This window comes from Acinetobacter sp. CIP 64.7 (assembly GCF_000369745.1).
Classification (GTDB): Bacteria; Pseudomonadota; Gammaproteobacteria; order Pseudomonadales; family Moraxellaceae; genus Acinetobacter; species Acinetobacter fasciculus.
Genome location: NZ_KB850179.1, coordinates 135,948 through 161,011 on the forward strand (window position 1 = coordinate 135,948; position 25,064 = coordinate 161,011).

Genomic DNA, 25,064 nt, shown 5'->3' on the forward strand with positions numbered 1-25,064 from the left:
ATGCTGAATTTGCCGAATATATCCAGAAAGCATCACATTTCTGGCAGTTAAAAAGTCCTTGCTAATGCTGGATAGAAAAAAATAAAGAAGGGAAATACCCGTGATTTTAAATGATGAACAAAAAATGATTCAGGACATGATGCGTAACTATTCGCAGCAGAAACTGAAACCGACAGCGGCCTTACGCGACAAAACGGCACAATTCCCAGCACAAGAACTTAAAGAACTCGGTGAGCTTGGCGCATTGGGTATGACAGTGGCTGAAGAATGGGGCGGTGCAGGTCTGGATTATGTGTCACTGGTCTTGGCGCTTGAGGAAATTGCCGCAGGTGATGGTGCAATCTCGACGATTGTCAGTGTGCAGAATTCTTTGCCTTGTGGCATTACTCAGCGTTATGGTACAGAGGAACAAAAACAGCAGTATTTAACTAAGCTGGCGACAGGTGAATGGCTCGGCTGTTTCTGTTTGACAGAACCTCAGGCTGGTTCGGATGCCAGTTCGCTGGAGTGTAAAGCCGAACGCGATGGCGATGAATGGGTGCTAAATGGTACCCAAGCAGTTTATCACGACAGGTAAACACGCACAGATTGCACTAGTCTTTGCTGTGACTGATAAATCTGCAGGGAAAAAGGGTATTTCATGCTTTCTGGTGCCGACCGATGCACCGGGTTATATCGTGTCACGCCTAGAAGAGAAAATGGGTCAGCATTGTTCCGATACCGCGACCATCGTTCTGGATAACTGCCGGATTCCGGCTGCCAACCTGCTGGGCCAGGAAGGTGAAGGCTATAAAATTGCCTTGTCGAATCTTGAATCGGGTCGGATCGGCATTGCAGCACAATCAGTCGGTATGGCGCGGGCTGCACTAGATGCTGCAGTGGAATATGCCAATGACCGTAAAGCCTTTGGTGTAGAAATTGTGCAACATCAGGCTGTAGCGTTCAGGCTTGCAGATATGGCGACACAAATTGAAGCCGCACGTCAGCTCGTTTTGCATGCTGCAACATTAAAAGATGCAGGCTTGGCGTGTTTAAAAGAAGCATCGATGGCAAAACTGTTTGCATCGACTATTGCAGAAAGAGTCTGCTCGGATGCGATCCAGATTCATGGTGGCTACGGTTATGTCTCTGATTTTCCGGTCGAGCGAATTTATCGTGATGTACGAGTGAGCCAGATTTATGAAGGTGCATCGGATATTCAACGTCTGGTGATTGCACGTGAAGTATGTCAGCGCTGATTTTTAATTTAAAAAACAGACTTTGATTGATGTTCAAATCTGGCACTTACGTTGATGGATATGGAAATTGCAGGATTCAACTGAACATGATGATCTAAAGACATACAGTACGAATAATCGAAAAATAAGCCTTATTCATGTTCTAGCCCTAGGGCATGAATGCAGATTTGAGAAAGTATGCTGATGGAATCAGCAGGAACAACAAATACAAATGGACAAACTCAGGCAAGGTCGCCTGAAAACTACAACAGGAAAGAGGTTGTCGTCATGAAGACACTAGAACAGGCATATGCTGATTTTAATTTTGAAAATATGGTTCAAGAACATCTGGTTGGAAACGCAGAGAACATCAATGCGTATACCGAATGCTGTGGTCGCTACTTGGGTCAAAACCGAACTGCACTGATTTGGGAAGGCAAAAACGGAGACGCAGAGCAGTGGACCTTTGAACAACTGGCCGTGGCTTCAGGACAGCTGGCCAATTATATGCATTCTCTGGGTTTAAAGGCTGGTGACTGTATTGCAGGGTTGCTGCCAAGAACGCCAGCACTCTTAATTACTATATTGGCCACTTGGCGGATTGGTGCCATTTACCAACCTTTATTTACTGCCTTTGAAAGCAAAGCCATTGAACATCGTATCAGTACCGCCAATACCCAGTTGATCGTTACTGATGAAGAACAACGACTGAAACTCCATGATCTCAATGTTCCTAATATTCTGACTGTGCATCAGGCAGCAGCGGATAATTATCAAGATGCTGATTTCTGGACAGCCTTACAGCAACAACCGGAAGAGTTTGAACCGGTAAATTGCCAGTTTAATGATATTTTCCTGATGATGTTTACTTCAGGCACCACAGGTCTGGCGAAATCGGTTCCTGTGCCTTTAAAAGCGTTATTGGCCTTTAAAGGCTATATGCTGCACGCCGTAGATCTGCGAGATGAAGATTCCTTCTGGAATCTGGCAGATCCGGGCTGGGCGTATGGACTGTATTATGGCATTGCAGGGCCGCTCAGTTTAGGGCACAGCATCATCATGGATGAACGTGGCTTTAGTGTCGATAACGCCGTACAAATCATTCAAAAATATCAGGTCAGCAACCTGACTGGTTCGCCAACCGCATTTCGCATGTTCTTTGGCTTTAAAGAAAAATTTGATGCAGGCATCAGTTCGCATTTACGCGTGGTAAGCAGTGCTGGTGAGCCGCTCACGCCTGAAGTGATTCAATGGTTCAATCATGATTTAAATGTGAATATCTATGATCAATATGGACAGACTGAACTGGGTATGGTGATCGCCAATCATCATGGCCTGGAGCATTATAAAAAAGTCGGTTCAGCTGGTTTTGCCATTCCTGGGCATCGTTTTTCTGTATTGAACAAAGAACATCAGGAAGTAGAAAAAGGCGAGATTGGAACCTTGGCAATTGACTGTTCAGCTTCACCGTTGATGTGGTTTGAAGGCTATGCAGGTCACAACCGCAAGTCATTTGTCGTGCAGTATTATCTCACTGGTGATACCGTGAAGCTGAATGAATATGGCGGTATTGATTTTATTGGACGTGCGGACGATGTCATTACAACCTCGGGATATCGGGTTGGACCTTTTGATGTAGAAAGTACCTTGCTGGAATGTGAAGAAGTACTTGAATCCGCAGTCGTTGGTAAGCCAGATCTAGAACGAACTGAAATTGTGAAAGCCTTTGTGGTGCTTAAATCGGCTTATCCTGCTACTGAAGATTTAATGTTAAAATTGCAAAGTTATGTACGTTCACGTTTATCCAAACATGCCTATCCGAAAGAGATTGAGTTTGTGACATCTTTACCGAAGACATCGAGTGGCAAGATTCAGCGCAATTTACTCAAACAGCAGGAAGTTGCTAAACTTCAAGAGATAAAGCGAGTCAGCTAATTTTTCAAAATTCATCTTTTGATTGAATACTAAAAGGCTGCCATGGCAGCCTTTTGGTTTTTTAAGAAATAAATCTTCTACTCAAATTTTAGTTAGATATTGCGTCGATTTTCCCAAGTTTATATTTTTAAGAAAGCAGATTGAGGTAAGCAAAATTATATTTTTTATGTCATTACAGTAAAATTACATGAATATTTAAAATGAAATATATCAAAAATTTAGCCTCTTAAGATAAAGAGGCTAAATTTCATTCATTACCAGATATTGCCTTGTAGATTCACTTTTTGATGTTCTGCATGCGGTTCGCCCGCTTCACCAGTTACGCCGCCTTTTAAGGCTTTAAAAAGCTGGGTGACTTTGTTGTCTGTCACATTCCAATATTCTGCGCTGACTGCTTCAGCAATCAATACCCGTACGGTAGGATCATCTTTGCCTTCAAACCAGTTTTCAGCCCACGGATTCCACAACTGTTCAATCAGAATACGGTCAGTACTGATCTGGGCATGAGCACTGATCGATACATAAATACCATCTGATGGTTTTGCAAAGGACAGACCGATCTGACCACGGCCTGTTTCTGCTGCTTTGACCAGATCATTCGTGTTACGCAGAATAAAATATAAATTTTGACGTTCGTTCATCTGCTCGGAGTTCAGCATGGTCATCGGCTGGGAGTGTATTTCATGTGTGTCGGTTAAATGGCTGATCATGGTGTAACGGACATCCTTGATCAATTCCCATAATTTTTCACGATTATCATGTTGAGTATTGTTATGCTCGGTCACGTATGTTCTCCAGACGATTTTATGAAAGCTGAAAAGATTGCTTGGTATTTTCAGATTAATCATATTTGGAGACAGATGCCTTAGGTCTCACTGAACTCATACATTTTCATACTCAAATATAGGCAGAGACTACAGAATTGCTAAACAAGACAGCTCGATTTACAGGGAAATTCAATAACAAAGATTTTAAAAAACTTCAGGTCTGACACCTTTTATAAATGAGAAAGAGCTGTTTGCCGGAACCATTCAATTGAAGTGATTCAAAAAATCTTGCCAAGCCATAGCGGCTGCAGCTTGATACCGAGCGTTTAGCTGATATGCTATTTGCCTTAACGAGTGCCGAACCATTTATTGATATGCTGTAAATTGACTGTGAGATTGATATTCCAGAAATTTATCAGTACTTAAAAACTTCAGTAAAGTTAATTTTACGATCATTGTTAAAAATTTTTGAAACAAGGAAAGACGTTGTCTACATTTAACATGGATGCCATCTCCCCAGAATTTGAACTTACCGATGCTGAATTGCATCTATATAGCCGTCAGATTCTTCTGGATGGCTGGGATATTGACGCTCAAGAACGGTTAAAATTTTCTAATGTCTGCATTATTGGTTGTGGCGGGATTGGCTGTGCACTGGCAGAACTTCTGGCACGTGCAGGTGTGGGGAAAATTACCCTGATCGATCCAGATACCATCGAGATGAGTAATTTACAGCGACAACTGGCATTTATGCCGCAGGATATTGGATTTTATAAGGCAGAAACTCTGGCCAAAAGACTAAGTCAGGTTAATCCGAACGTACAGGTTGAATATGTGAATCAGGCCTTAACGGCTGAGAATGCAGCGCACTTGATTGAACATCAGGATCTGGTGCTGGATGGCTGTGACCAGTTTGCCACACGTTATCTGGTCAATCAGATCTGTGTTGAGCTGAATGTGCCATTATTGAGTGCTTCTGCGATTGGCTTGCAAGGCCAGCTGTTTATGGTCGAAGGGGATTCCGCCTGTTATGCCTGCCTGTTTCCGCCAGAAAATCAGGCCGATGAAAGTCTGCGCTGTGCAGATTCCGGTGTATTGGCGACCACACCGAATGTGATGGCCAGTTTGCAGGCACATCATGCCTTGTTATATCTGGGATTGGGCCAGATGCCACTCAGACAAAAGCTGTTGTTGTGGGATGGTATGAGCTTTAAGCAGCGGATTCTCGCTTTCGAAAAAGATACAGATTGCCCAATCTGTCAGGCAAGATAAGCCTGCAAAGTGAATTTTTTTTGCTACACTGCGTTTAATTAATTTTTCCTAAGACATTATGAAAAACAATATTTGGTTAGATGGAATACGTTCAGTTGCCCGTATGGGGGAAACAGCAGTCGTTGCGGCAAAGGCGGGCTTTAAATATGCCACTGAAAAGCCGAGCAATGCCAAACTCATGCGTGAAACTTTTGAATCCTTAGGTTCAACTTATATCAAGCTGGGTCAGTTTATTGCCAGCACACCGTCGCTGTTTCCACGTGAATATGTTGAAGAATTTCAGGGTTGTCTGGATCAAACTCCACGCTTGCCGTTTAGCTATATCCAGCAAGTATTGGCTTCTGAATTTACAGGACGTAATCTGGATGAAATCTTTGCATCGATTGATAAAACGCCGTTAGCTTCTGCATCTATTGCACAGGTGCATGCGGCCAAACTGGTGTCTGGCGAAGATGTCGTGATTAAAGTACAAAAACCGGGCGTAGAAACCATTTTGTACACTGACTTGAATGTGCTGCATTGGGCAACCAAGTTGCTGGAAAAAGCAGTCCCGAAAGTTAAGTTTGCTTCACTGGCTGACATTGTCGAAGAAATCAAAACCCGTATGGTGCGTGAAGTCGATTTTATCGAAGAAGCACAGAATCTGGATGATTTCGTTAATTACCTGAATATCACCAACAATCAGGCAGCCACTGCACCTAAGGTTTATCATCAATATTCGACCCGTCGTGTGCTCACCATGCAGCGTTTATACGGTGTGCCTTTGACAGATTTTGAAGTGGTCAAAAAAGTATCCAAAGATCCATCTCAAGTACTTATCACTGCGATGAATACCTGGTTTGGTAGCTTGATGATGTGTAACAGCTTCCATGCCGATTTACATGCAGGCAACCTGATGCTGCTCGAAGATGGACGTGTCGGTTTTATTGATTTCGGTATTGTCGGTCAGCTTAAACCTGAGGTATGGACGGCATGTATGGCATTTATGGATTCATTGCAACATACCAATTATGAGCTGATGGCACAAAACATGCTGAAAATGGGCATGACTGCTGTGCAGATTGACACCAAAGTCTTGGCTGCTGATCTGGAACGCTTATTTAGCGGTGTATTGATGGCGGATCCGCAGGAATTATTAACGTCCAATCCTGCTGACCTGAACGATATCATGATGGATATGGTGGCTGTGGGTGAACGTCACGGGATCCGGTTCCCGCGTGACTTTGCCTTGCTATTCAAGCAAATGCTGTATTTCGATCGTTTCATGCGAATTCTGGCGCCGTATACCGATATCTATGCCGATCAGCGTTTGCAAATGGTGCAAAGCATGGATCCGAACCTGCTGTTAAAGCATTAAAACCCTATCTAGACTTGGAAAAATCCCCCTAAATCCCCCTTTTAAAAGGGGGACTTTAAAAGCTCCTCCTTTTGTAAAGGGGCTTGAGAGGGATTTGGTTAGTACTAAATTCTCGAGCAATCCAATGGACGCCATTATTATTGAAGGTTTAAAGGTTGAGACAGTCGTGGGCTGCTTTAACTGGGAGCGTCAAATTATTCAGCCTCTAATGCTGGATTTGACCATTCAAACCGATTTAGAACAGGCATCAAACTCAGATGCACTTGCAGATACGCTGAATTATGCAGAAATTTGTGAGATTTCCAGCAAAGTCATTCAAGACGCCAAGCCTGAATTGATTGAACATGCAGCAAAGTTAGTGCTGAATGCACTTTTTACTACCTTTACAGCAATTGAATCGATTAATATTACGATCCGTAAGCCTGCCATTATCGCGCAAGCCAATTCTGTAGGAATACGTCTTGAACGACACCGAAACGATTTTCGCCCTAGCATTAGCGAGTAATTGTCATCCTCAGCAACATTTTCAAGCTGCACAGCAACGTATTTCTGAATGGGGAGAAGTTCAGTTTTCTCCCATTTATATGATTCCTTGCCGCGATGGCATCGGCGCAGATTACTGGAATGCAGCGTGTTTATTGCGAAGTTCGGTGTCTAGTGAAGGCCTGATTGAGCTGCTCAAACAGCTGGAACAGGCATCAGGGCGAGTACGTCCATCTCATCAGATTACTTTGGATGTTGATTTGATTGCCTGGGGATTAGATCTTCAACATATGCAGTTTAATGAAAAAAAGTTGCCCTTGGCTCTGGATGTGAAAGTGCCTATGTTTGATATCTGGCATGATGCCATGTTCGAACATGGATCACATAGCTTCCCAACAGTTGAACAGCTGATTTAAATCAAATCACCTAATTTTTTGCTAATACATTTTATCCAGTAAGAATAATTAACCCGCCTGATCAAGCCAGATCAGGCTTTTTTATGCTTCAGTTTTTTGTTTTAGATGAAAAGAAAAATTCAGATAAGATGGCTCAGGCGGAGTTTAGGAATCCTTTAAAAATGAAAATATTAGAAATCTTGGTTTCGGTGATTTTAATTCTTGGGATTCTTTATGTCATCCAATGGGGGGTTCATAGTTTTCCAACAGGCAATTAATGTTTGATTGATTTAAGGCTCTGGAATTTATTTTAAGTTCGATAAAAATCCTCAAAGCAGTAAAAATGCCTCATCGCTCTTTCACTTTTTCTTGTTATAAAAAATGATCAGCAATACGATAATGATCGCCAAGATGGCAAGAATGATCGTAGTTTCCATAACAATACCTCTCAGACATAGATCTTAGGTTTTAAACATCTAAATTAAAACCGAACATATATTAATTAAACTCAAGTTTTGTTAGAGCCGCTAATTCTTTGAAAAAAATATTTTTCAGTGATGTTAATAGAAGAACGGCTCAATCCTATTCTGTGTCTAACTAATAAATAAATATTTAGGCAACAGACACATTAAATAATGATCCGATCCACGCACTGAATAACATGGCGATAATTCCCCAGAGCATCACCCGAACTGCACCTCTCCACACACTTACTCCACCGGCATAGCTCGCCAGTGCACCCATCATCCCCAAACTTAAAACACCAATCAGCATGACGCCTTTATCCAGATAGTGTTCCGGTAAAATCATGATTGAAATTAAAGGAAATAATGAACCTACCGTAAATGCCATGGCGGAAGAAAATGCAGCGAGAAAGGGTTGGGCAGAGGTATGTGCTGAAATACCAATTTCATCCCGGGCATGGGCATCCAAGGCATTATGATCGGTCAGCTGTTCAGCGACCTGTTGTGCCAAAGCGGGTTCCAGACCTCGTTGTATATAAATCGTTTTGAGTTCATTTAACTCATGCGTGGGATGGCGCTGAAGTTCGCGCTCTTCCATGAGTAGATCATTGGTTTCAATATCTTGCTGGGATTTAACCGAAATATATTCACCAGCTGCCATCGAGGCAGCGCCAGAGATTAAGCCGGCAACACAGGTCACCAATAAAATTTCTGTGGATGCTCCACTGGCTGCGATACCCACCACCAGACTGGTGACCGAAATAATCCCGTCATTTGCCCCCAGTACAGCTGCACGAAGCCAGCCCGCACGTTCGATATAATGTTTTTCAAGATGGTATGAATGGCGCACAATGAAGCCCCTTTTTTATTATCATCATGATTATATTAAATTTAAGTCATGTATAGATAGTAGGATTGAATCGATCTGAAAATTATCTTGAATGATCAGCTCATCGTGCGCTTGGCTGAGCATTTTATCAATCTAAGATAAAATCGAAATGAGATTCATAATTTCAAGAAATCAGACGCACTTGATACATAATTGATTTGCAAATGGTAAAAATGACTCAAGCAAATCAAACATATCGAACAAAATAATAGCTGAGTGAGCCGGTTTAAAAAGAGAATTATCATGAAAGAAAAACATGAAAGCCATAAATGCTTGGTATGCGGCAAGCACTTTCTTCTGAAAAATCTCACTCCGATGGGAACAGTCAGAAAAGTCATTACTGAAGAGATTGCCAGGGATATTCCAGGCTGGACACCGCAAGATTATATTTGCCAGGCAGATTTAACCCAGTACCGCATACAGTATGTACATTCATTATTAAGTTCGGAAAAGGGGGAAGTGACTGATCTTGAGTTTGAAGTGATTCATAGCATGCATCAGCATGAACTGATCACCAAAAATGTGGAAACGAGCTTAGAGCAAAAGTGGACCTTGGGAGAAAGGCTCGCCGATAAAATTGCAACTTTTGGTGGAAGCTGGACCTTTTTGATTTGTTTTGCAATCTTCTTGGGCCTGTGGATTACGATAAATACTGTGGTGATGGTGACACGACCTACTGATCCTTATCCATTTATTCTGTTGAATTTAATCCTGTCCTGTCTTGCGGCGATTCAGGCACCTATTATTATGATGAGCCAGAACAGACAGGAAGCAAAAGACCGCTTACGTTCGCAAAATGATTATCAGATCAATTTAAAAGCCGAGCTGGAAATCCAACACTTGCATGAAAAATTAGATCATCTGCTGCTACATCAATGGGAACGGTTGGCGCAAATTCAGGAAATCCAGCTGGACCTGCTTTCTGAAATGAGCAAAAAAGATTAAAGGAAGCTGTGGGGAATCTCTATTATTTTATAGAACTTATAAGCAATAAGATAACGATATCCCTTGAGCTGATAGATACCAGTGAGGATTTCAGATGTATTAAAAAGCCCACAAATGAGTGGGCTAAAATTAAAATAGTGGGATTTAAATAAAATAACTGGTTTTGGTCATCAACTTGGAAATGCCTGTCATGGCGATCTTAACTGGAACGGGTAGATCTACACCGCCAGCATTTAACGCTGTATCCCGATGATGCAGTTCATCTTCATTCATCTGTTCTAGAATACGACGAGAACGTTCATCCTGCGGTGGCAACTGGCTAAGATGATGCTGTAAATGCATGCTGACCTGACGTTCTGTTTCAGCCACAAAACCCAGACTGTATTTATCGCCTGCGATTCCGGCAATTGCACCCATACCGAAGGAAAGACCGTACCAGACCGGATTGAGCAGACTGGTATGGCTATCCAGTTCTTTTAAGCGGTTTTCACACCAAGCCAGATGATCCTGTTCTTCAATCGCTGCCTGTTCCATTTCGCGACGTACATTCGGGAGTTTCGCCGTCATCGCCTGACCATGGTACAGCGCCTGTGCGCAAACCTCACCACTATGATTGACCCGCATTAAACCTGCCACATGACGTGCATCACTGACGGTTAACTGTGTTTCTACCGGTTGGGCCGGATTTTCACGTTGGGCCGAAGTCGTGCCCGGGACTAGACTGCGTAATGCCTGGTCAAAAGAGTGAATCAGTTTATCGAGACCTGTATATTGACGCATGAATTAATCCTCCAAGGGCGCTTTTGCAGTTTTGATCATTGGTTTCAGCCGGTAAAGTAGCCAGAGAGTAAACAGACCGCTTAATACTGCGGTAATACAAAAAAGTATTTTAAGATCAAGCTCTAAAACACTTAAAATAATAATCGAGAATATAGCAGAAGATACCATGAAAACGGCATTCAGAATGTTATTTGCTGCAACCACACGCGCACGATGTGAGCGGGGAGAATGCGCCTGCATCATGGCATACAGCGGTACAATATAAAAACCGCCGCTAATTCCAAGTAAGGTGACGGCCAGCATCACATGATAATAGCTCCAGCCTTGCTGAAAGACATCTGCCAAGCCGATTAATGCACCTGTACGCTCCGGAACAAAGGCCAGACTCGCGGCCAGATACAGGGCAAAGATCACCAGACCGATCGCGCCAAAAGGCACCATCTTGATATTGACCTGGCTGCCACCAATTTTACGGCATAAGTATGAACCCAGACCAATTCCGACAGAAAAAAAGGTTAAGAGCAGACTGGCGACATTTTCAGATGCATGCAGATTTTGTAATGTCAGCTGAGGAATCTGGGTCAGATAGGTTGCACCATAAAACCAGTACCATGAGTTGCCCAGTAAAATGGTAAAAATCAGAGGTAAGCTTTTGGCATATTTCAAGGTCTGCAAGCTGGTGCGGAAGAAATTCCAGTCAACTTGCAGCTCAGGCGCGGGAATACTTTGTTTCAGGATATAGCGACTGGATATATAACCAATCAAGGCGATGCTGATGACGGTTAAACTGATCCAGATCAGGTTGCCGGCGGAAGCTGCAATGACTGCACCGCCCAGAATCATACCGAATAGGATTGCCAGAGAAGTTCCGGACTGAAACAGGGCATTGCCGGACATCAGTTCATTCGGTTTCAGGACTTCAGGTAAAATCGCATATTTGATCGGGCCAAAGAAAGTGGAATGGGTGCCCATCAGGAACAGGGCAAATAACAGAATCCATAAATTGCCCATGAGGAAACCGACAGTTCCCAGCAACATAATGGCAATTTCCAGAAGCTTGAGATAGCGAATCAGCTGTGAACGTTCGTATTTGTCGGCAATCTGACCGGCCGTGGCTGAAAAAATAAAATAGGGCAAGATAAACAGTAAAGCCGCCAGATTATTTAAAGTGCTGATGCTGGCCGATTGCTGTTGAATCCAGCCATAAGTAATGACCAGCAGTAACGCCTGTTTAAATACATTATCGTTTAATGCACCAAAAAACTGCGTCAGAAACATCGGTAAAAAGCGCCGAGAAGCTAACAAATGTTCATTTTTGTTCATATAGGCCGTGCTACATTAAGTTTTATTAAGAAATGTCAGTTATGCGTAAACATTGAGAAAAATCATGTAAGATACTTTCAGCCATGTAAAGGTAAAAACCAATTAATTAAGCTCCTTAGCTTATATTTTTCGGTCAAATAATCAATTAAAGAATGTATTCGTTTAGAGTTTGCTATGCCTGCAAAGAAAAATTTTAAAAAAACGATGCTAAATCGCAGTATGGGGCCTCTCATACCACAGCATAGTGGTATGCAGCTGTGTATGAGCATCTTTTTTATGATGTTATCCTATCAGAGCATGGCACAAACCGAACAGCCCGAAACACCTGTGGCCATTTCTCAGGCAGAAATGGTGGACGAGCTATCCAAAGAAGCGATTCGTCAGGGAGTGGCCACGTCCGAAACGGAAGCGGAAGAAAAAATCGAAGAAGCCTTGGAGCCTGAAGTTCCAGTGGACAGCATGTTGATGCTGGAACAACAGCAAAATGCAGGATCTGGTCTGGGTGAATTTACGCCGATCGAGTTTGATGATCTGGAAGATCTGCTAGTACAGACTATTGATCAGAACATGGCGAATGAAATTTACCAGGTAGCCGAGCAAGCCAAACAGGAAGCACAAAACTATCGCAATACTCAGACCAGCGAAACGGTGGTGGCCGATATCAGCCAGCAAGAACTGCTGGAAATCAATCAGGCGCCGGTTAATGTCGATCAGTTGATGCAATCGATTCAGGCTGACAGCCAGATTATTGTACAAAATAATGAAGCCGGATTGACCTTGCCAGAAGTGCCAGGTCAGCTTGTCGCTGAGGATGATAAACGTCCGAATCTGTTCAAACGGCTATTTTATAAAATCCGTCCTCCACGACAGATCATGACCGCAAGAGTTCCTCGCATTAGTGCAGATGTGGTGATCATAAATGGGCAAGGTGTTGCACAAAGCAACGGTATGCTGAATCGTAAAGATGTACCTGAAGGCCATCTGAATTTAAGAAATAATGTCAAAGCTAAATTATCCAGTTTTACCCAAGAGTCTTTTGGCGACTTTAATTCAGCTTTGCCACAATTACGCACCTTATCCAGACAGGCAGCGCAGGCAGTGGGCTATTATAATGCCCAGTTCAGGTTTGAAAAAATCTCTGACAGTCGGGTCCGGGTTTTTGTGACCCCAAATGAACCTGTCCTGATCAGCACTCAAAATATTGAATTTACTGGAGAAGGCGCCGAACAGCCACAATTCCAGGTCATCAGTCTTTTGCCTGAACAGGAAGAAGGCGATATTTTCAATCATGGCAATTATGAAAAGACCAAAGAACGAATCAATAATGCAGCCAATAACAACGGTTATTTTGATTCATTCTGGCGTCTGCATGATGTGAAGATTGCCCAGCCACAGAATACCGCTGATGTGAATCTGCGTTTTGAAACGGGTGACCGTTATAAATTAGGCAATGTCGATTTTAGAATGAGCGATCCTGAAAAGGAATTCCCGCTGGACCGAGACGTACTGGAAAGTCTGGTCACCTGGACAGATGGTGCAGATTATACCTTCTGGCGGGTCAATAGCCTGGCCAACAACCTGACCAACTCACGCTATTTCAACTATACCCTGGTGGATGCGATTCGCCCCGATCCGCTTGATAAAGAGCTGGAACTGGCACCCGATATTCAAAGCCTGATTGAAGAACAGCAACGGGCTGAAGATCAGGTTGCGACGACGCCACCGGCTCGCTCGGTATCCTCTTCTGAGGAAGTGACCCAGAATGTTGTGGACGAAGACCAGTTTGCCGGTAGTCGCGATCAGGAAAGTGCAAATTTAAGAACTTTGCGGGTTGAGCAGCAAACCAAAGAGAATGAACAGGATCGTTTAAAAGTACAGGCACGGGAAGAGAAAAAGATTCCAGTGATTGTGACTTTAAATGCAGACCGTTTAAACAGTGCTGAAGTGGGTCTGGGTTATGGCACAGATACCGATATCCGTTTACGTGGTCAATATCGTCGTGCCATTGTGAACAAGCGTGGACATTCGTTTGATGCCAACATGGAGCTATCAGGTATCCGCCAATCCATTGATGGACGTTATAACATTCCCTATCACCATCCGCTGAATGACTATGTCAGTATTGTGGGGGGGTATGAGCGTGAAGAGCGTGAAGGTGTCGCACAGGGTGAAGGCCTGTTGATTGAATCGGCAGTCTTAGGTGCAGACCGGATTATCAAAAATCCACGTGGTAGCTGGCAACGGACTTTCGGCGCACGTTATCGTCTGGATCGCTTGAAGCAGGATGGTTCTGTCGACTTTAACCAGATTCCTGAAGCTTTTCGCTTTAATACCGAAGATGAACAGCAATCGCTATTAGTCGGTTATGAAGTGTCACGTACCGATAGCAATCGTCGGGTCAACCCAACCAAGGGTTTCAAACAGACTTATAAAATTGAGCTGGGCAGCGAGGCTTTATTGTCTGATGCGGATATGGCCATTGTGAATGCAGGCTGGCGTTTTATCTATTCACTGGGTGAAAATGCAGATCATCAGTTTGTGGGGCGTGCCGATGCAGGCTATATTTTCACTGAAAATTTTGCCAAGGTACCGTATAACCTGAGATATTTCACTGGTGGTGACCAGAGTATCCGTGGTTTTGACTACAAGAGCCTTTCTCCTGAAATTGAGGGCTTTAAAGTAGGTGGTCAGGCTTTGGGCGTGGCTTCATTAGAATATAATTATCAGTTCAAGGAAGGTTGGCGTGCTGCGGTATTTGCAGATGCCGGAAATGCCTATAATAAAGAATTCAATAATCCGACCGAATATGGCGCGGGTGTGGGTGTACGTTGGGCTTCACCGATTGGGCCTATACGTATAGATGTAGCGACTGGACTGTCTGATGACAATTATCCGATTCGTTTACATTTCTTTATTGGGTCACAGTTATAAAACATCATTTTAAAAAATAGTTATTTGAGTAGATCATGGTCGAGAACCAACCACAGCCAGAACAAGAACCACAAGATAGCGTTGTGCCGAAAAAGCGCCGTATATTCAGAAGTATCCTATTGTCGGTGCTTTTTTCGCTGATTTTTCTGCTGTCTGTGCTGGCTTTACTATTTTCGACCAATCAGGGCAGTAAATTCCTGCTGGATCAGGTGCTGGAACGCCAGAAAATTATTCAATATGAATATGAGGGCGGTAATTTATGGCGCGGGATTATTCTTAAAAATGTGCTGGTCAGCCTGAAACCAGTCGATGTCAAAATTGATCGTGCTGATGTTAAGCTGGGCTGGCGCGCGATTGTCAAAAAAGAAATTCATCTGACTGAAGCCGATGTCCTCAATCTGCAAATTATTAACAAGCAACCATCAACGGGCGAACCGTTCAAGTTTAATGCTATCCGTTTGCCTTTTATCTTGCGCGTTGATCATTTACTGCTGGATCATTTGGTCATTAAAACCCAGACCAATGCAGTTGATTTCTATAATATTGAATTAAATGAGGCGCTCTGGTCCGGCACCGAATTAAATTTTGAAGATTCCCGGATGGATATGGGCTATCTATCGGTACGTGAAGCCACGGGTAAAATGCAGTTTGAAGGCAAATATCCGCTAGATGCCACGGGCATCGTCAATCTGCCTTCTTTAAGAGACAGCCTGAATATTCATGATATTCAGGTGCGGGCACGCGGAACACTGGACACGATTCAGGCTGGCGTAGCAACCAATACGCCTGATTTATTAACCGGTTGGGTTATCGTACATCCGATGCGTCCTCAGGTACCGATGCGCGGCGAGTTAAAGTTCAAAGATTACCACTGGCCTATTCTGGCCGAACAGAAACTGTTTACCAAAGACGGTATTGCCGAGTTTAATGGCGATATCAAGCGTCTGGACCTGAACGTCCAGACTGACCTGATTGGGGAAAATATTCCGCAAGGCCAATATAGTGCGGTGATGTATACCGATCTGGTCAATCAGCTGAATATTACCGATCTGAATGGTCAGTTGATGAAAGGTACAGTTAGCCTTGCCGGGACAGTAGGCTGGAAAGACCGGGTCAGCTGGGATCTGGCTGGGCGTTTGAACGGGATTGATCCCAAGCACGAGCGCATTCCGCAAGTCGTACAAGATTTCTTGCCGCCAAGTCTGGATGCGAATATTGCTTCTGCGGGTAACCTGGAAAATGGCTTGCACCTTACCGGACTGGTTGATTTCGACCGTTATGAAAGCTGGAATCTGAAGCTGGATCAAAACCCAGCCAAAGGCAATAAAGTACAACCGATGCTGTTAGATGTTGCCTGGAAAAATATTGATCGCGCCGTACCTTATGTGGGCTGGCTCAGCAGTCAGTCTGGCGATGTCAAATTGGCATTGGTCGAAGGTCAGCAGAATATTCATGTGGCGACTAAAGTCGAGCAGCATGAAGAAGGACTTCTACCTGCAGGCATGTACCAAGCCAAGCTCAATCTGAACAAAAATATCCTGAATGTCCCGAGCTTTAATTACAGCGCCAATGCAGCAGGCAGCTTAAGCGGCAATGCACGGATTGAACTGCCACAGGAAAAACGCCAGTTAAAATGGGCCGCAGTATTAAATGCCAAAAATTTGAATACCCAAAGTATTGCGGCAGCTTCACCGGTAGATCGTTTGAATGGCCAGGTTAAAGCCAATGGTTATGCGCAACCGAATCAGCAGATTATCAAACTGAACAGTGTTGACCTGACCGGACGACTGGCAGAGCAAAATGAAACCGTACGTCTGACCGGTAACAGTACTATTGCCTTGTTATTCCATAATGAAAAAGCGGGCGGTGTTTTTAAAGGTTATGCGGTCAATTATGATGGTGCTTTAAATTCTAGCCAGCTTAAAGCCAGTCAGGGTATGCTGAAACTGCGCGTTTCAGGCACCTCGGAAATGTTGAAGATAAATGAATTCCGACATGATGGTGTGGCTGGCAAGATTAATGCCAGCGGTCTGGTCAATCTGGCGAATGGGATTGGCTGGGATATCAATGCATCTTTAATCCGTTTTAAGCCGCAATATTTTAATGCCAAACTGAAAGGCGAATTGTCAGGCAATGTGCAAACCCAAGGGGTGTGGTCAGATGCCTTAAAACGCATTCAGATTCAACGCTTAAATCTGGCCGGTATGCTGAATAACAAACCGATACGTGGCACGGGTAATTTATCGGTCATCATTAATTCGAACCAGCGCGGTTTTGTACCACAGCAGTTTGAAGCCAATAACCTGTTCCTGTCTTATGCCAGCAACCAGATTCAGGCGACCGGTAATGCACAAAATCTCCAACTGAAAGTCAATGCGCCGGCTCTGTTTGAATTGTATCCAGGCTTAAGAGGTCGTGCGCAGGGCTATATCAATATGCAGGCACAGCCACGATTGCAGGCTTCAGCCAACCTGTCTATCGACAATTTTGCCTTTAAAAACCTGTTTAGCGTGCAGAAAGTTCGTGTTCGTGGACAGTTGCCAACATCGCAAAGCACACCAACTTTATTGACCGCAACTATGGATCGCCTGCGTAGTGGTTCACGCGAGATTGTACGCGGTGAGATATCATTGGCCGGTACCCGTGCTGCGCACATTCTCAAAGTGCAGGCAGAAAACCGCCTGTCCGAATTCTTTGTGCAGCTTGCCGGCGGTTTTAATGCCCAGAATAACTGGCTGGGTCAAATTCAAAGAGGTGATTTCGACTCTTTACGTGCCCGTCTGGTACAGCGTCAGAATGCAGCCGTGATTTATAACAGTGCTCAATCGGATCTGTTCATCGGTGCTCATTGCTGGATGAGTCAGCAAAGCCAGCTATGTTTTGATCAGCCGATTCGGGTTAATAAAACCCGTGGCAGTGCCTCTTTTGTTACCCAAAACCTTGATCTGGAAGATTTCAGTGCATTCCTGCCTGATGGATTGGCGTTGACGGGTAAAGTCAATGGTTATGCCAAGGCTGCTTGGGCACAAGGCGCCAAACCTAAAATCGACGCGCGTCTGGTGACGCGTAATGGTGTGGTGGGCTTATCTTCCGAAGATCCAGATTATTTGGGTTCTACACTGAAATATGATGAAGTCGGTCTGGTGGCAAAAAGCGTGGCAGATGGCTTGCAACTTCGGCTGGACGTTAAAACCCCGGATATCGGAACCGGCTATGCCAATGTCATCATTGATCCATACCGTGACAGTAAACCGATGCGTGGCGAAATTGCCTTTAACCAGGTACGGCTCAAAATCTTTAAGCCATTTATTCAGGACATCCGTAATCTGGACGGGATTTTATCTTATGCCGGAAAAATTAGCGGAACTTTAACGGATCCTTTGCTTGAAGGTGAGGTTCGTGTCAAAGATGCTTCAATCAGCATGATCTCCCTACCGGTGAATTTGACCAATGTACAGCTCTATTCATCCATACGTCAGAATTCGGCTAGCATCAATGGCGCATTTAACAGTGGCCGTGGTGTGGGCAAATTAACCGGTTCTGTGGAATGGAAAGGTGATCCGCGGGTGCAGTTAAAACTGCAAGGGGACAATCTGCTGATTCGTCAGGCCCCATTAATTACCGCTGTAGTGACACCTGATTTGACTTTGGACATGTATCCATTTAATAAAAAACTGAGTCTGAGTGGCACAATCGATGTACCGCGGGCATTGATTTCAATGCCTGAAGCCTCAGAACCTGTAGTTGGTTTATCTTCAGATGTACGTGTCGTGCGTGAAGGTGATGATCAGCTGGCGATCTTGAAGTCTGCACGTCCTTGGGATATCCGGGCAGATGTTGCCGTTTCTTTAGGGAATCAGGTGATTTTCCAGGGCTTTGACAGTCGTATTCCACTCTTGGGTCGAGTCAATCTGTCACAGCGTGGTCTGGAAACCGCAATGCGTGCCAATGGTGCAATCGGGGTATCACAGCGGGTGAAAATCGAAGCCTATGGTCAAAGTCTGGACCTGAATCGTGCTATCGCACGTTTTAATGGTGAACTTACCAATCCGACACTGGACATTGATGCCAATAAATCGGTTCAGGGTAGTACAGTTGGAGTGCGCGTAACAGGGACTGCATCGAGTCCAAGTATTCAGATTTATAATGATGCAGGCCTGTCAGAACAGGAAGCCTTGAATGCCTTGATTACCGGCCGTGTCAATGAAGGTGTATCTGGTTTAAGCCAGGCTGAAGGATTTAGATCCGATGTGAATAATACGATCGCTGCTGCGGGGATTAGTCTGGGCTTGGGTGGCACCCGCGCACTGACCAACCAGATCGGGCGCAGTTTTGGCTTAACTGGTCTAGCTCTGGATGCCCAAGGTACAGGAGATGATACCCAGGTTTCTGTGACTGGTTATATTACGCCTGATTTATATCTGCGCTATGGGGTCGGGGTATTCACACCAGTGAATAAGCTGACTTTACGTTATCAGGTAAATCAGCGCTTGTATCTGGAAGCGAGTCAGTCTCTAGAACGTGCGATTGACTTGTTCTATAATTGGCGCTTCTAATTTAAGCAATAAAAAAGCCCTAAAATTTTAGGGCTCTTTTATTAGGAGACAGGACAAAGATTTTATTAGCTATAAAGTAGATTGATGTCATAGTCAGCAGAAGCATTGATCTCTAAATTCAATCTCTATACATATATGACAATAGAGTTACGAGTAGAGAAAGAATTTAGGATGAGACTTCAGGGTGAAGAAAACTGATCATCGTATAATTCAGCTATCACATATAGAAAATCAATTAAAATATGCAATAACAGACTGAAAATCAATAAACCCATAATAAAAATAGGTGTATATTGAAAATACGATTTCACGCATAAGAGCATCTTCGCATGTCGACTAAATTTATCATCCGTTTTGCTGCGATTCTATTTTCTGTACTTATTTTGACTGCATTAGCCATTCAATTTTTCTTTAAATCGGATGTAACCGTAGTTCTATGGATTTTCGCTGTACCTTTCATTTTGGGCATTCCAATTTTGGCTTCTGTTGTATTGACCACCAATGATGAACTTGATATTCATAGCGTTAATTAGGCTTGAACCTTAAACTGGCGCATTTAAAGTGCATCTGATCTTTACTGATAGAGCAGCCGACATTTGCACTTTGTTCAATAAAATAGACCTTATTTTAAAGCAATGCAGGTCAGTTAAGCATGCATCAGAAAATGTAGTAAAAATGAGTGTATGTTTACGCTCATTTTTTATCAGCTTACTCCAGAATTTAGATTTAACTCTCAAATCATCATAATTTACATAAACTCTAAGAAATAAGGGAATATTCTTATCATTATTCATTCAAAATAGGTCTTCATCATAAAACTCATTATTTTAGAGAAAACAGAATGCCTAAAAATAATTATCTACCAGCTCTAGAACAAGTTTATGACTTTTTAAAGGAACGACCAGGTTTTAAGGATAAAAGTGAATTTGATAAAGCGGTAGAATATTTTAGAACTCTACATGAAAGTGATCCTCTGGATTTCAGAGTTCAAGCACCGAATACTGTCGCTGGAAAATTTGGTGCTAAAGAGTCTATAAATTTAGGGTCTATGCCAGAATTCAGTAATAAGGAAAATTTCCTTAACTGGATAGATACGCAAATTAACCACTAGTTGAAAGACTTTAAGCAAACACATCATCCGGCAGGTTTTCATTTATTATTCATACATTCATTAACATGTAGTACAGAAAACAATCGAAACTGAGTTGGAAAACTACAAATTTGAATGATAACTTTGTATTCAAATCTTCCCAGTAAAGAGGTGAGCAATGAAGTTGTTGACTTTGGTTGGTATGGGAGTAGCAGCGAGTTATTGTTATAAAACTATGAAAAATGGCAAGCTTGCTCTTTCAAAACCTGACTTTGATGAAAGTGTAAAACGATTTGTACTGCAAGAATTTGCAGCTTAGTTCTTCACGATATATTTTCCAAAAAGGCTCATCGGATGATGGGCTTTTTTATTTTCTAAAAAATTATAATTTTAATATTCAGATTAAAAGCAGTTTAATTATAGCCACCATGTTATAAACCTACCTCGTGATCTATTTTAAATAATTAAATGAGAGCTAATGGATGATGAAGATGGAAATGAATGGTGCGAGCTTATATATTCTGAAGCCTTGAGAATATATAAACCAACAAAATACAACACAGTCAACAAACTGAGATTCTTTGCGCTGATTTTAGAATTATTCGCAGAAATGCAGCATGAGGATGTAATAATTCAAGTAAAGGCTGTGAATGTGAAACTTAAATTGAGATCTAAAAATTACATTTTTTGGGTGTTTGAAATGCCTAATTTTCAGGATAAGACGTTATTTTTAACTTATATGTCTAGCAAATTAAGTCAGCTATAAGGTGTCGTTGAAGGTTAAAATCGTCAATTACTTCAACAAGTATAGTTATTTTTTATAAAACTATAGTTTTTTTATATGTTAATGGGGTATTTATATATTTTTATCAATATCTTGCGTATTTTCTAGTCGTTGCTCACTTTGACAACATACCTGAATCAGCGCAAAAGTGATAAAGGGGAAGGCCCATCGAAAGATGGGCTTTTTTAATATGTATAGCTTATTGAACGAAAAGTAACTTAAAGCAAATGTAAGAAAACAGTTTATTAATACTCCCTATACTTTATTGATAAATTCACAGTGCTATAGTCATTTTGCGAAAACAAGAAGACGCAAATAATACGAAGAAAATGACTACAGCACTAGCCCGCTTATTTGAAAGAGTAAGCGGGCTTTTTAATTGAAAAATTAATGTAATATTATGCTAATGTATAAATTATAAGTTTATATATAATTCATGAATAGATTCTATCGCTGTAGTTTCTTTCCAATTTCAGCCTCCTTCCCTAAGGAGGCATTTTTTTGTCGATAGAAAAGTAATGTTCCAATGACTATTGTGTTTATTCAGTTACACAAATGATCATCGTTGACTCTTGAATGAATCTTTCAAATATTTGAGCATGATATTTTATTGGTTAAATAAGTGATGGATCGCCATGATAAATGAAGAAAAGCCTTTGAACTTTGACGACGATAGTGAGCCTCAAGATTTCGAAGATGAAGAATTTATCGATGATAAGAAAGAGGATGAAATGTACAATGCTATTACCAAAGATGGTTCTAGTGTTGATCCTGCGGATGATGGGACGCGTCATATTCGCCCTGAAGACGGTGATCCTATAGAAATTGAAGAGTAATAAAAAGCCCAATTCAATATTGGGCTTTTTATCGTCTGGTGGATGAGAATGAAAATACAATATTTCCCATTTAGAATTGAGCGGATTGATCAAAATCCCCATCTAGAAAATTTAAATAGTCATTGAAATGATTTTTTTCACTTAATAAAAAAGCCCCCATGAATGAGAGCTTTTATGTCAACTCAATCTAGCAGAATAGTCTAAGCTAATATTTGAAATGACATCCAATTAATCTTTAAAAGTATCATTTAACGCAGTTTGAACCGCTTCAACCCGTGCCTTGCAAGCTTTATAGGCGGTCATGGATTCTTCCACGATTTTCATCAAGTTATCAATATCCGGTTCTTGCTGAGATTCGAGCAATTCCGCATTCTTTTTCAAGATGTCATAGCCTTGTTGGAAGCTCAAAGTATCATGATTCATGAGGAAGTACCTGTATAAGTTGTGCTGAAAAAATGCCGTCATGTAATTCGACTTCAACCAGATCGCTGGACTGAATCTGTTGAATAGAGGCAACCACATGTTCTTGCTGGCGCACGATGGCATAACCCTTGGATAAAACATGTTTAGGATTTTGTAGTAGCGTTTCCCGCATCAGGGCATCAAGCTGCTGATTAATCAGCTGGGTATGCTGCTGGGCCAGACTGGTAGTATTGGCCTTGATCTGTTGCAGACGTTGCAGCGCATCCATAATCTGGTTGTTGGCCAGACTTTGAATCAGTTTCAAAAATTGATCATTCTGATTTTGATAAGCTTGAATCTGTTGCTGGGATAAACGCTGAATGCGCTGTAGATAATTCAGGACATCCTGGGTTAGTTCAAAGATATGATTGCGGATTCCTGCAATGACTTTACTCGGAGTATCAAAGGAGCGATGCGCAATCTCATCCAGAATGGTACGGTCTTTTTCATGCCCGATGCCGACCCATACCGGCACCGAACGCTTGCAAAGCAGGGCAGCCAGATCATAATCATTCAAATAAGCCAGATCATTGACTGCGCCACCCCCTCGTATAATCACAATCAGATCCGGGGCAGTGTTATAGGTCTGAGCCCATTGTTTGAGCGCTTGTGCCAGACTGTACATAATACTTTGCGGGGCGGTATTTCCCTGAAAAGTCGCACTGTGATAGACAAACTCACACACCTGCGCACGCTGTAGTGCATCGGCATCTTTTTTGAAATCTCCCAGGCCTGCTGCATTTTCGGGAGCAATCACCAGAATCCGGTTCAGGTCAAAAGGGCTGGGCAAGTTTTTATTGCGTTGAATCAGTCCTTCAGTTGTCAAGCGCTCAACAATCTGCTGATAACGCCGGGCAATATCTCCCAGGGTATAGCCTGAATCAATTTCAACGATATTTAAAGAAAAACCATACTGCGGATCGAAATTAGCTTTCACTTTAATCAGCACTTTCAAATCACGACTCAGCTCAATCCCGCTTTCACGTTCAAACTGCGTGACAATTTTCTGGGCACTAAATTTCCAGATGGTTGCTCGGCAACTGGCAATGACCTGATCACTATCGACTTCTTTTTCTGCCAGCTCCAGATAATAATGGCCAGCTTTAATACTTAGATTACGAATCTCGGCTTTGACCCATACTGGTGTATCGAAAGTGAGTTTGACCACTTCCTGAACCGTAGCAAGATATTCCTTGAGGGAGAGTTGAGGATCGTCTGTCATGCCAATAGAAAGTTTAAAATTCAATCAAATATTAAATCAATCCAGCACAGATCACAAATCTAAAAGTGAAGTCATATTTGATTGATGTAATGACAATGCAATGCTATTGAGGTGCATAATTACTTGGTTCAGACTATTCATCCGGAATTTTCGTATTTTGTAGAGGTTCTTCTCTTCTGTTTTTCTTGTTCATTGAAAGAAGTTATAGCGTTGAAGTCCTTAATTTACAAAGGTCTTATTTCCATTTTTTAATGAAAAAGTACGGTTAAAAATGTACACAGACTTGTCTCTGGCAAGGACAAGGAAATATGCTAAATTGGTGAAGAATTATTGAAGAAGAATAGGCTCTCATGAAAAAAACAATGTTGTTCGGTTTGCTGGCTTTCGCTCTAAGCGCATGTACCACCACGCCGCAATCTGAGACGGAAGCTCCTAAAATAGGTTCAGCGAATCCTGCAAGCGCTTATTGTGTCAATCAGGGTGGCAAGCTTGAGATTCGTACTGAAAGCAATGGTCAGGTCGGATATTGCCATTTAAAGAATGGTCAGGTGGTCGAGGAGTGGGAATTACTGCACATGAATCAACCTAAATGTATTGCTGATCAGGCAGCGGCATTGGTGGGTCAGTCCAATTTGACTGAAGCGCAAATCAAGCAGAAAACCAAGGCACAAATTGTACGTATGGTTGAGCCGGGTCAAGCGGTGACGATGGATTATCGTGAAGAACGAGTGACTGTAACGGTGGATCCTACAAGCAAAAAGATTATCCAGGCTTCATGTGGTTAATTACACAAAATGAAAAAGCCCATTAGTGGGCTTTTTTAATTCCATACAACTGGCATTTTGAAATGACAAATCTTCCCCGATCTTTTATATTGCCCCTCGGAAGGAGAAATTCATGAAAAAGTTATTGGCTTTATCGTTTATGCTGGCGCTGGCCGGTTGTGCCGAGAAGAAACCCTTAACCCCTGAAGAGCAGTGGCAAGGTTATTGTCGAAGCGTCGGTAATGCGGCGCGTACCATTATGCTGGATCGTCAGAATGCGATTGAGAAAGAAAAAGCAATCGAGCATGCTAACAAGATCGATGATGAAACCACCAAAGGTTTTATCCTGAATATTATTGATGAAGTCTATGCGATTCCAGCCGAAGAGATTAAGGTAGATGTAAAAGCAGCCCGTGAAAAAGTCCGCGCTGAATTTACTGCAAAGTGTATTGCGACACCGCATGATGAATTACCAGATTACAAACCGTTCTAAAGGACGGTTTTTTTATATCTGGATAAAATTTCCAACTAATATTTCCCATTAAATGTATTTAAACATACGCATCTTCAAAAGACTGAAAAAAAGAAATAG

Annotated in this window: 22 protein-coding genes and 1 pseudogene; 17 read left to right on the forward strand and 6 right to left on the reverse strand. The window is 42.5% G+C overall.

Features of this window, described 5'->3' with window-relative positions:
- Nucleotides 1-100 precede the first annotated feature (100 nt).
- Together F890_RS07055 and F890_RS07060 are read left to right on the forward strand one after the other, a co-directional pair.
- Nucleotides 101-1,238 (forward strand): annotated as a pseudogene (locus F890_RS07055) (acyl-CoA dehydrogenase family protein).
- A gap of 267 nt (nucleotides 1,239-1,505) precedes the next feature.
- Nucleotides 1,506-3,152 (forward strand): AMP-binding protein, encoded by a 1,647-nt coding sequence (locus tag F890_RS07060; RefSeq protein WP_005266210.1) that lies wholly within the window; start codon nucleotides 1,506-1,508, stop codon nucleotides 3,150-3,152.
- Nucleotides 3,153-3,406: 254 nt separating this feature from the next.
- Here the strand turns inward: F890_RS07060 and F890_RS07065 are convergent, their stop codons facing one another.
- Nucleotides 3,407-3,937, reverse strand: a complete 531-nt coding sequence (locus tag F890_RS07065; RefSeq protein ID WP_004731434.1) for a pyridoxamine 5'-phosphate oxidase family protein — start codon at nucleotides 3,935-3,937, stop codon at nucleotides 3,407-3,409.
- 483 nt (nucleotides 3,938-4,420) lie between these two features.
- On the opposite strand from F890_RS07065, the gene F890_RS07070 reads away from it, so the two are divergent.
- The 5 genes from F890_RS07070 (at nucleotide 4,421) to F890_RS18750 (ending at nucleotide 7,704) form a co-directional block, all read left to right on the forward strand.
- Nucleotides 4,421-5,191, forward strand: a complete 771-nt coding sequence (locus tag F890_RS07070; protein WP_005103461.1) for a HesA/MoeB/ThiF family protein — start codon at nucleotides 4,421-4,423, stop codon at nucleotides 5,189-5,191.
- 58 nt (nucleotides 5,192-5,249) lie between these two features.
- Complete coding sequence (locus tag F890_RS07075) at nucleotides 5,250-6,548, forward strand: ABC1 kinase family protein (RefSeq protein ID WP_004731431.1); 1,299 nt, start codon at nucleotides 5,250-5,252, stop codon at nucleotides 6,546-6,548.
- 124 nt (nucleotides 6,549-6,672) lie between these two features.
- A complete protein-coding gene (folB, locus tag F890_RS07080; RefSeq protein ID WP_004645388.1) occupies nucleotides 6,673-7,053 on the forward strand; it encodes a dihydroneopterin aldolase in 381 nt (126 codons plus the stop codon).
- Nucleotides 7,010-7,447: a 2-amino-4-hydroxy-6-hydroxymethyldihydropteridine diphosphokinase gene (locus F890_RS07085; protein ID WP_004731425.1), complete on the forward strand. Its 438-nt coding sequence runs from the start codon at nucleotides 7,010-7,012 to the stop codon at nucleotides 7,445-7,447. The genes folB and F890_RS07085 overlap by 44 nt, the downstream gene beginning before the upstream one ends.
- Before the next feature lie 83 nt (nucleotides 7,448-7,530).
- The gene (locus F890_RS18750) at nucleotides 7,531-7,704 is read left to right on the forward strand and encodes a hypothetical protein (protein WP_004731424.1); all 174 of its coding nucleotides are present in this window, start codon (nucleotides 7,531-7,533) and stop codon (nucleotides 7,702-7,704) included.
- A gap of 334 nt (nucleotides 7,705-8,038) precedes the next feature.
- Here the strand turns inward: F890_RS18750 and F890_RS07090 are convergent, their stop codons facing one another.
- Nucleotides 8,039-8,740: a VIT1/CCC1 transporter family protein gene (locus F890_RS07090; RefSeq protein ID WP_005097209.1), complete on the reverse strand. Its 702-nt coding sequence runs from the start codon at nucleotides 8,738-8,740 to the stop codon at nucleotides 8,039-8,041.
- Between the two features lie 282 nt (nucleotides 8,741-9,022).
- Between F890_RS07090 and F890_RS07095 the strand changes: the two genes are divergently transcribed.
- Nucleotides 9,023-9,724 carry a DUF1003 domain-containing protein gene (locus F890_RS07095; protein WP_005103458.1) on the forward strand — a complete coding sequence of 234 codons (702 nt, stop codon included), beginning with the start codon at nucleotides 9,023-9,025 and terminating at the stop codon, nucleotides 9,722-9,724.
- 144 nt (nucleotides 9,725-9,868) lie between these two features.
- On the opposite strand, the gene coq7 is transcribed toward F890_RS07095, so the two are convergent.
- Together coq7 and F890_RS07105 are read right to left on the reverse strand one after the other, a co-directional pair.
- Nucleotides 9,869-10,504 (reverse strand): 2-polyprenyl-3-methyl-6-methoxy-1,4-benzoquinone monooxygenase, encoded by a 636-nt coding sequence (gene coq7 / locus F890_RS07100; protein ID WP_004278762.1) that lies wholly within the window; start codon nucleotides 10,502-10,504, stop codon nucleotides 9,869-9,871.
- 3 nt (nucleotides 10,505-10,507) lie between these two features.
- Nucleotides 10,508-11,827, reverse strand: a complete 1,320-nt coding sequence (locus tag F890_RS07105; protein ID WP_005103454.1) for an MFS transporter — start codon at nucleotides 11,825-11,827, stop codon at nucleotides 10,508-10,510.
- A gap of 174 nt (nucleotides 11,828-12,001) precedes the next feature.
- Here F890_RS07105 and F890_RS07110 point away from each other — a divergent pair, with 174 nt between their 5' ends.
- The 7 genes from F890_RS07110 to F890_RS07135 all read left to right on the forward strand — a co-directional run bounded on the left by F890_RS07110 (nucleotide 12,002) and on the right by F890_RS07135 (nucleotide 22,024).
- On the forward strand, nucleotides 12,002-14,758 hold the full coding sequence (locus tag F890_RS07110; protein WP_005103453.1) for an autotransporter assembly complex protein TamA: 2,757 nt from the start codon (nucleotides 12,002-12,004) through the stop codon (nucleotides 14,756-14,758).
- Nucleotides 14,759-14,793: 35 nt separating this feature from the next.
- The gene (locus tag F890_RS07115) at nucleotides 14,794-19,314 is read left to right on the forward strand and encodes a translocation/assembly module TamB domain-containing protein (protein ID WP_005266212.1); all 4,521 of its coding nucleotides are present in this window, start codon (nucleotides 14,794-14,796) and stop codon (nucleotides 19,312-19,314) included.
- Between the two features lie 329 nt (nucleotides 19,315-19,643).
- Entirely contained in the window at nucleotides 19,644-19,847 is a 204-nt protein-coding gene (locus tag F890_RS07120; protein ID WP_005103450.1) for a hypothetical protein, read from the forward strand.
- A 308-nt stretch (nucleotides 19,848-20,155) separates the two neighbouring features.
- Nucleotides 20,156-20,425, forward strand: coding sequence for a hypothetical protein (locus tag F890_RS07125; protein ID WP_005103448.1), 270 nt, complete (start codon nucleotides 20,156-20,158; stop codon nucleotides 20,423-20,425).
- Between the two features lie 157 nt (nucleotides 20,426-20,582).
- Complete coding sequence (locus F890_RS18755) at nucleotides 20,583-20,723, forward strand: hypothetical protein (protein WP_004645377.1); 141 nt, start codon at nucleotides 20,583-20,585, stop codon at nucleotides 20,721-20,723.
- A 159-nt stretch (nucleotides 20,724-20,882) separates the two neighbouring features.
- Nucleotides 20,883-21,170: a hypothetical protein gene (locus F890_RS07130; RefSeq protein ID WP_005103447.1), complete on the forward strand. Its 288-nt coding sequence runs from the start codon at nucleotides 20,883-20,885 to the stop codon at nucleotides 21,168-21,170.
- Nucleotides 21,171-21,823: 653 nt separating this feature from the next.
- Complete coding sequence (locus tag F890_RS07135) at nucleotides 21,824-22,024, forward strand: hypothetical protein (protein WP_005103446.1); 201 nt, start codon at nucleotides 21,824-21,826, stop codon at nucleotides 22,022-22,024.
- 228 nt (nucleotides 22,025-22,252) lie between these two features.
- On the opposite strand, the gene xseB is transcribed toward F890_RS07135, so the two are convergent.
- Entirely contained in the window at nucleotides 22,253-22,447 is a 195-nt protein-coding gene (gene xseB, locus F890_RS07140; protein WP_005103445.1) for an exodeoxyribonuclease VII small subunit, read from the reverse strand.
- Complete coding sequence (gene xseA, locus F890_RS07145; protein ID WP_005103444.1) at nucleotides 22,437-23,708, reverse strand: exodeoxyribonuclease VII large subunit; 1,272 nt, start codon at nucleotides 23,706-23,708, stop codon at nucleotides 22,437-22,439. The genes xseB and xseA overlap by 11 nt, the downstream gene beginning before the upstream one ends.
- Before the next feature lie 350 nt (nucleotides 23,709-24,058).
- On the opposite strand from xseA, the gene F890_RS07150 reads away from it, so the two are divergent.
- Both F890_RS07150 and F890_RS07155 read left to right on the forward strand, forming a co-directional pair.
- The gene (locus F890_RS07150) at nucleotides 24,059-24,493 is read left to right on the forward strand and encodes an I78 family peptidase inhibitor (protein WP_005103443.1); all 435 of its coding nucleotides are present in this window, start codon (nucleotides 24,059-24,061) and stop codon (nucleotides 24,491-24,493) included.
- 112 nt (nucleotides 24,494-24,605) lie between these two features.
- Nucleotides 24,606-24,965: a hypothetical protein gene (locus tag F890_RS07155; protein ID WP_005103441.1), complete on the forward strand. Its 360-nt coding sequence runs from the start codon at nucleotides 24,606-24,608 to the stop codon at nucleotides 24,963-24,965.
- Nucleotides 24,966-25,064 lie beyond the last annotated feature (99 nt).